The organism is Echinicola sediminis (assembly GCF_054777495.1).
Map to the genome: position 1 here is coordinate 1 of NZ_BAAHAP010000167.1, position 5,837 is coordinate 5,837.

A 5,837-nucleotide genomic window follows, 5' to 3' on the forward strand; every position below is an offset into this window, starting at 1 on the left:
AGACAATGGGGATGGTTTGTTCTTTTGAATCTATCTGAGTTAAAGTGGATAGACAACCATTAGTTTTTGAGAGGATCTAAATGACAGGATGCTCACTTCGACAAGCTCAGTGACCACAGGCTCAGCAACGAAAGGGAACTCCTCCGCAAGTTGCCCCCCTTCAATGGTAGCCCTTTTGCGTTTGGGTAAGTGTGGGGGAAAGGGTGTGGCCCGCCTGCCTTGCCGGTAGGGAGGGCAGACAATCCCCTGACAGGGAGACTCCCACGGCTTTCTCCTCTCAATCCCGCCCCAAGCCTCGGAGTGACGTTTTTTTTAAATCGGACTGAGGTTTTTATTTTAAAACTCCTATTTCGTATCCATCAATGCATTGGGCTGGGGAAGCTTGGCTCCTGTTTGCTTTTGATGGTTTTCCAAATCTGCCTTGAGTTCCCTGGCCTTGTCCGGCAACTCATGGAGTAGGTTTTTTGACTGTTTCAAATCACTTCCCAAATCGAAAAGCTCAGCCCGCTGGTCTTCATAAGTTTCGATATAGACAAAGTTTCCCTTTCTGACTGCTGCCCCAGGCTCCCAGGCGCTTCCATGGTAATGCGGATAATGCCAAAAAATAGACTCCCTTTTCCATGTCCCTCTTTGATGGAGCAAGGGAACCAAAGATTGGCCATCATTTTCAGTCACCTTATCCTCATCGATGCCGACCAGTTCAGCAATGGTATCAAAAAAGTCTATGCTGATCACCGGTTCATGGCTGGTTGAATTGGCTGCAATCCCCGGTCCCTTGATGATCAACGGTACCCGGATGCCTCCTTCATAACACCAGCCTTTTCCCGCCCGCAGGGGCTCATTGGAAGTTGGGGCTTCCCAATTATAGGTACTTTGAAGGGTGGATAAGCCGCCATTGTCCGAAGTGAAAATCACTACCGTATTTTCTGCCAAGCCCATGCTTTCCAGTTGATCCATCAGCCGCCCTACATTTTCATCCATTGCAGCGACCATGGAGGCATAGGCCGGATTATCCTGTCTCAGTTTGGTCAGTCCATCCTGCTCTTCCCGAAACCCGACCTCAGCAATATCCTCTAGCTTGGCCGCTTTGTCCTTAAAATGGTCAAAGTATTTCTTATTGGCCTGAATCGGGGTATGCACATTATAGAAGGACAGGTAAAGCAGAAAGGGCTCCTCCTTGGCCGACTCCAAAAATTTGATGGATTCATCCACCAGTCGGTCGCTCAAATATTCCCCTTCAGGGCCATCCGGAAGTTGGGGATTCTTGTAAGGTGAATAGTAGCTTGGCGGGCTGCCTTTATGGTTTCCTCCTATATTGACATCAAAGCCTTGGTGCTCTGGAAAGAACCCTTTATCCCCCAAATGCCATTTACCGGCAAAGAAGGTTCTATACCCTTGGGACTTTAGCATTTCGGCGATGGTCACCTCTTCCAGGGGCAATTCATCCAGGTCTTTGGGCCCCAGTAAAGGGCGGTTTTGGGGATCATCTCCCGGGATCCAATCGGTGATGTTCAAGGTACTTGGATATTTCCCCGTAAGGATGGAAGCCCTGGTCGGAGAGCAGACAGGAGAGGCTGCATAGGCATCCGTAAAGCGCATCCCCTCTTTGGCCAAGGCATCAATATTGGGGGTTTCATAAAAATCACTGCCAAAACAGCCCAGGTCTGCCCAGCCCAGATCATCCACTAAAACAAATACAATATTAGGTTGTTTTTGCTCTTCCTGCTTACAGGAAACAAAAGCCAGCCCTACCAACAGCAGTGGTAAAAAGAAGGTTAATCTTATCATTTTTTTGGAAAGCAAACTGTAAAAAGGAATGCCAGGGCTATTTGTGAAGCCATAATACAATCTAATCATGAATTCTACAATGATTAAATCATATATTAGAGCTCATCAGTGGTAAAAGAAATTGAGCTAATTAACCACAAAGTTCGCAAAGGAGGCACAGAGGGAGCAAAGTTTTTTTGTAGAATCTCCGCGAACTCGGTGTACTCCGTGGTTAAACTTGTAAACCACAGAGGACTCAGAGGACACTGAGAAAATTATTGTTTTTAGTGCCCTTTGTAAAACCTCGGTGTCCTCCGTGGTAAAAAAAGCCTCAGGCAGGAAAGTTTATTAACCACAAAGTGCACAAAGGAGGCACAGAGGGAGCAAAGTTTTTTTGTAGAATCTCCGCGAACTCGGTGTACTCCGTGGTTAAACTTTTAAACCACAGAGGGCTCAGAGGACACGGAGAAAATTATTGTTTTTAGTGTCTTTGTGAAACCATTGTGTCCTCCGTGGTAAAAAAAGCCTTAGGCAGGAAAGTTTATTAACCACAAAGTGCACAAAGGAGGCACAGAGGGAGCAAAGTTTTTTTGTAGAACCTCAGCGAACTCCGTGTCCTCCGTGGTTAATCTTGTAAACCACAGAGGGCGCTGAGGACACTGAGAAAGTATTTTTTAGTGCCCTTTGTGAGACCTTAGTGTCCTCCGTGGTAAAAAAAAAGCCTCAGGCAGGAAAGTTTATTAACCACAAAGTTCGCAAAGGAGGCACAGAGGGAGCAAAGTTATTTTGTAGAACCTCGGCGAACTCGGTGTACTCCGTGGTTAAACTTTTAAACCACAGAGGGCACTGAGGACTCAGAGAAAGTATTTTTTTGTGCCCTTTGTAAAACCACTGTGTCCTCCGTGGTAAAAAAAGCCTCAGGCAGGAAAGTTTATTAACCACAAAGTGCACAAAGGAGGCACAGAGGGAGCAAAGTTTTTTTGTAGAACCTCAGCGAACTCGGTGTACTCCGTGGTTAAACTTTTGAACCACAGAGGGCGCTGAGGTCTCAGAGGAATCTATTGTTTTTGGTGCCGATTGTGAAATTTTAGTGTACTTCGTGGTAAAAAAAATGATGCGCTGTTATCGGAAACGGAAGCATCCTAGTGCCAATACAAGTTTGATGACAGTTCTGATAGCGTAAATTGGAGCCAAAAACATTATCATGTTTTTTTGAATAATTGAATTATTATAGTAAATTTTACCTATAAGTTTGATGGTCGGCCACATAGTTGAGTATGAAAGTAACTATGTAATTTTTGGGCACTTCAATTTTAGCTGAAGTTCAGTATGCTCTGGAGAGTGTATTCTAGGCGCACTATGAATGCTGTTAACTATTATTGTTTCACCAAGATGCCACAGTATTCAGTGTGGCACTCAAAATCTTTTTTATTATGAATGCTATTTTTCCTTCATCGGTGGTGCATCAAACCACAGAGGTTTATCAATCCAAGATTTCCGTACATTCCAAGGCAGTTTATCTTGCAATCCTGATGCTTCTTATAACATCACTGTGTTCTTTACCATGGATATATGTAGATGTGTCTGTTCAATCTGGTGGCTCCTTTCAAACGAGTATCGCTCGAAATAAGGTGCTTTCACCAGCTTCTGGCAAGGTCGCCTGGACTTCCTTGACCGAGAATAGAGAGGTAAGAAAGGGAGAGATTTTAGCCGTCATTGGTGCTGAAACGATGGAGATTGAAGCAAAGGGTTTAGTGGAACGGCTGAACGAAATAAATAACCAAATCGATGATCTCAGTTTATTAGTTGGCGGGGACACTGGTATTCCTCCACTAAAATCACAACTATATCAAGCAAACTACTTACAGTTCCAGGCCACCGTTGAAAGGCTTAATTCTTTTTTGCAAAAGAAGACCAGGGATTTTGACAGGGCTCAGGTGCTTTACGAAGAAAAGGTCATTGCATTTGCAGAATTTGACGAAATACAAATCAATTATCTGCAGGCACAAAAAGAGTTGGATCTAGTCAATAAAAAACAACAGGCGATTTGGAATCAAGAGCTTTATAAGCTAAAGGAGGAAAGGTTAAAATTAAAGGGCGAACTTGAGTTATTAGACAAGAAAAAGGAACAGCTTCAGATTCGGGCCAATGAGGCTGGAGTCCTTTCATACGTTGAGAACATAAAGCCCGGTGATTATGTATTTCCTAACCAGAGATTGGCTGAAATATCCCCTGAAGGGGAGTTACGGGCCTATACTTACGTAATACCATCAGACATTGGTTTTATCCAAAAGGGGCAAGAAGTTTTGTTTCAAGTGGAGACTTATGATTATAATCAGTGGGGATTGGCTTCTGGAAGAGTAAAAGAGGTTGGAAAAGATATTTCAATATTGCCAGATGGCTCTGCTGGTTTTTTGGTGATATGCGAAATAGACCAAAAAGCGCTATCACTGAGCAATGGTAGAATAGGTTCTTTGAAAAAGGGGATGACTTTTAATGCAAGGTATACGGTTACAAGGAGGTCACTTTTTGATTTGTTATATGATAAGGCAGACGACTGGATGAATCCTGCGGTGAACTAATTAGTAGAAGCAATTAAATCTTTTTTATATGAAGATCAATATAAAGCAGCGAGATATAACCGATTGCGGGGCGGCTTGTTTGGCTTCGGTTGGAGCTTTCTATAATGTGAATATTCCCATTTCTAAGATTCGTCAACTGGCCTCAACGGACCGCAAAGGAACCAATGTATTGGGTTTGATCGAAGCTGCCTCTAAAATGGGGTTTTCAGCAAAGGGAGTAAGAGCAGACTTTAGTGCCTTGCACGATATACCCAAGCCAAGCATTGCCCATGTGGTAATCAACAAAATCCTTCATCATTATGTGGTGATTTACAAAGTGACTGATAAGCACGTAGAAGTAATGGACCCAGCATTTGGTAAAACACAAAAATATACCCATAAAGATTTTATGGAAATTTGGACTGGTGTGCTTATTCTACTGATGAGAAATGAGGAATTCCGAGAGATAAATGATAAAACCAGCACCTTTAGAAGATTTTGGTTTTTGATAAGTCCCCATCGTTCGGTCATGCTCCAGGCATTTTTAGGAGCGGTAGTTTATACGCTACTTGGCCTTTCTACCTCCATTTATATTCAGAAAATAGTAGATCACGTTTTTGTGGGAAAGAACACCAACTTACTAAATCTCATGTCCATTACGATGTTGGTCTTGTTGGGTTTTCAGTTGTTCATTGGCGTAATGAAATCAAAGTTTATCGTCAAAACAGGCCAAAAGATAGACGCAAGGTTGATCTTAGGTTATTATAAGCATTTGTTGACACTCCCACAGCGGTTTTTTGATACCATGCGGGTGGGGGAAATCATTTCCCGAATCAATGATGCTTTCAAAATAAGAACTTTTATCAACGAAGTATCCGTTGGGCTGATTGTTAATGTTTTTGTGGTGATTTTTTCATTCGGGCTGATGTTCACCTTTTACTGGAAACTGGCAGCCATGATGGTACTGTCTGTTCCATTATATTTTGGTATTTATTGGATTACCAATCGACTCAATAAGAGGATGGAGCGCAAGCAAATGGAGAATGTTGCAGAATTGGAATCTCAACTTGTTGAATCCATCACAGCCATTGGAACGATCAAAAGATTTGGCGTAGAAAACCACGCCAATATTAAAACAGAGACAAGGTTCATTAATCTTCTGGGTTCGGTGTACAAATCCTCCATGAACGGATTGTTTTCCGGAACTTCTTCTGAGGCCATTAACAAGATTTTTGTTATCATTTTATTATGGATTGGTGCTGGATTTGTGTTAAAGAATGAGCTCACGCCCGGAGAACTAATGTCCTTTTATGCCCTTACAGGCTATTTGACAGGTCCAATATCTTCATTGATAGGAATGAACAAAATTGTTCAGAATGCATTTATCGCCGCAGACAGATTGTTCGAGATCATGGACTTGGTAGTAGAAGAATCCGAAGATACCTTTCATTTCAGTAGAGAACATATGGGGGACATTGTGTTTTCCAATGTTCACTTTCGGTATGGAAC

The 5,837-nt window shown here is 42.7% G+C and carries 3 protein-coding genes; 2 read left to right on the top strand and 1 reads right to left on the bottom strand.

Going from position 1 to position 5,837, the window contains the following annotated elements:
• Positions 1–345: 345 nt before the first annotated feature.
• On the bottom strand, positions 346–1,788 hold the full coding sequence (locus ACYVAA_RS22010) for a sulfatase (RefSeq protein ID WP_460546049.1): 1,443 nt from the start codon (positions 1,786–1,788) through the stop codon (positions 346–348).
• 1,412 nt (positions 1,789–3,200) lie between these two features.
• On the opposite strand from ACYVAA_RS22010, the gene ACYVAA_RS22015 reads away from it, so the two are divergent.
• A complete protein-coding gene (locus tag ACYVAA_RS22015) occupies positions 3,201–4,349 on the top strand; it encodes an HlyD family secretion protein (RefSeq protein ID WP_460546051.1) in 1,149 nt (382 codons plus the stop codon).
• A 28-nt stretch (positions 4,350–4,377) separates the two neighbouring features.
• Positions 4,378–5,837 (top strand): peptidase domain-containing ABC transporter (locus ACYVAA_RS22020; RefSeq protein ID WP_460546053.1); only part of this gene is annotated, 1,460 nt, incomplete at its 3' end.

What these genes read in the sequence shown, in the direction of transcription:
- ACYVAA_RS22015 (WP_460546051.1), top strand. Translation starts at nt 3,201, where the DNA reads ATGAATGCTATTTTTCCTTCATCGGTGGTGCATCAAACCACAGAGGTT.
- ACYVAA_RS22010 (WP_460546049.1), bottom strand. Translation starts at nt 1,788, where the DNA reads ATGATAAGATTAACCTTCTTTTTACCACTGCTGTTGGTAGGGCTGGCT.